Raw genomic sequence first — 1,525 nt, 5'->3', positions numbered from 1 at the left:
CGAGCAGCTCGCCATAGAACTGCCCGACGGCCTGCAGCGGATACCAGCTGCGCAGCGGCTTGACCGTCCCGTAGACGCAGCGCTCGGTCTCCTCGGCGAAGGTGCCGAACATCCGGTCCCAGATCACCAGCACCGCGCCGTAGTTCTTGTCCAGGTAGCCAGGATTCACCGCGTGGTGCACCCGGTGGTTGGAGGGCGTCGAGAACACGCGGTCCAGCCAGCCGAGGCGGCCGATGAGCTCGGTGTGGATCCAGAACTGGTACAGCAGCACGAACAGCCCGGCGCCCAGGTACAGGTCGACCGGCAGCCCCAGCAGCGCCATCGGCAGGAAGAAGGGCGCGCCCATCACCGCGTAGAAGCTCTCCTGGCGCAGCGCGGTCGTCAGGTTGAAATGCTCGCTCTGGTGATGCACTGCATGCGCGGCCCAGAACAGCGCGCTCTCGTGGCTGACGCGATGCAGCCAGTAGTCGCAGAAGTCGTAGACCACGATCGCGACCACCCATCCCCACGCGCCCGACCAGGTCGAGGCCGGCAGCAGCGCAAGGTGCGGCAGCGCCCAGGCGTACAGGCCGCTCTGGAACAGCGGGGTCACCGCCGCTACGGCCAGGCTCAGCACGCCCTGGCTGAGGCTGCTGATCGCATCGGGCAGCCGGTAGTTGTCGCGGCCGGTGAGCCGGCCCCACAGCCATTCAAGCGCGATGCAGAGCCCGAACAGCGGGACGGCGATGAGGAGAACGCGATGCATGGCGGGCGGTGGCGGAAGTCGGTGACAGGCGCAGTGATGGGAGCAGTGATGGAAGCAGCGACGGGAGCAGTGGCGGCGAGCGGTGACGAGGAGCGGTGGCGACGGACCTGCGACCGCTCAGAAGCGATGCCACAGGCTCAGGCTGAAGGTCTGCTGCGACTTCGAGTTGGTCAGCGGTGACCGCGCCGCGTCGCCGACCAGGCGCGCGTTGAGCCACTGCCCGCTGACGGACCAGCGCTCGGAGAACTTGTGCTCGCCGCTCAGCGCCACGCTCCAGTCCATCATCCCGGCACGCGGGCGCCACTCGGGCAGGCCGCTGGCGAGCGACTCGCCGGGACCGACGCCGTAGCTGCTGCGCAGGTGCGCGCCGTTGGCCGCGGTCGCTGCCAGCGTCACCGCGATCAGGTCGTCGCCGACGGGGAGGCCGGAGGTGATGCCGAGCTCCAGCAACTGCCCGTCGTGATGACGTGCGCTGCCCCAGGACAGGCCCGATTGCAGCAGCAGCCACGGCGCGCCTGGACGTTGGCGAAGGCTTCGGTGGTGACGCGCGGCCCTAGCCGGTCGATGCCGTTTGGCGTGAATCGCGACGGGCGGCCGAACTGCGGCCAGAGCCGGGCGCCGACCTGCCAGGTCCTGGCGGCCTCGGCGCCGGCGAGCAGCGGAACGAGATTCCAGCCGACGCCCAGGTCGGTCGACACGAAGGCGCCGCTGGGCGCGAGGTATTCCAGCGCCGGCAGGAGGTCGTCGCTGCGCGAGCGGCTGCCCGGCGCCGACGGCCAG

Annotated in this window: 3 protein-coding genes; all 3 read right to left on the bottom strand. The window is 70.2% G+C overall.

What is annotated here, in order from left to right:
* On the bottom strand, positions 1-745 hold a 745-nt coding region (locus FUT87_RS26745; protein WP_147242944.1), incomplete at its 3' end, for a sterol desaturase family protein.
* A gap of 117 nt (positions 746-862) precedes the next feature.
* The gene (locus FUT87_RS29565) at positions 863-1,195 is read right to left on the bottom strand and encodes a MipA/OmpV family protein (protein ID WP_186830791.1); all 333 of its coding nucleotides are present in this window, start codon (positions 1,193-1,195) and stop codon (positions 863-865) included.
* Positions 1,147-1,525, bottom strand: a 379-nt coding sequence (locus FUT87_RS29560) for a hypothetical protein (protein WP_186830790.1), incomplete at its 5' end; no start/stop codon positions are given. The genes FUT87_RS29565 and FUT87_RS29560, both read right to left, overlap by 49 nt.

The sequence above is a fragment of the Mitsuaria sp. TWR114 genome, assembly GCF_007997345.1.
This window is presented reverse-complemented; position numbering and strand designations above follow the sequence as displayed.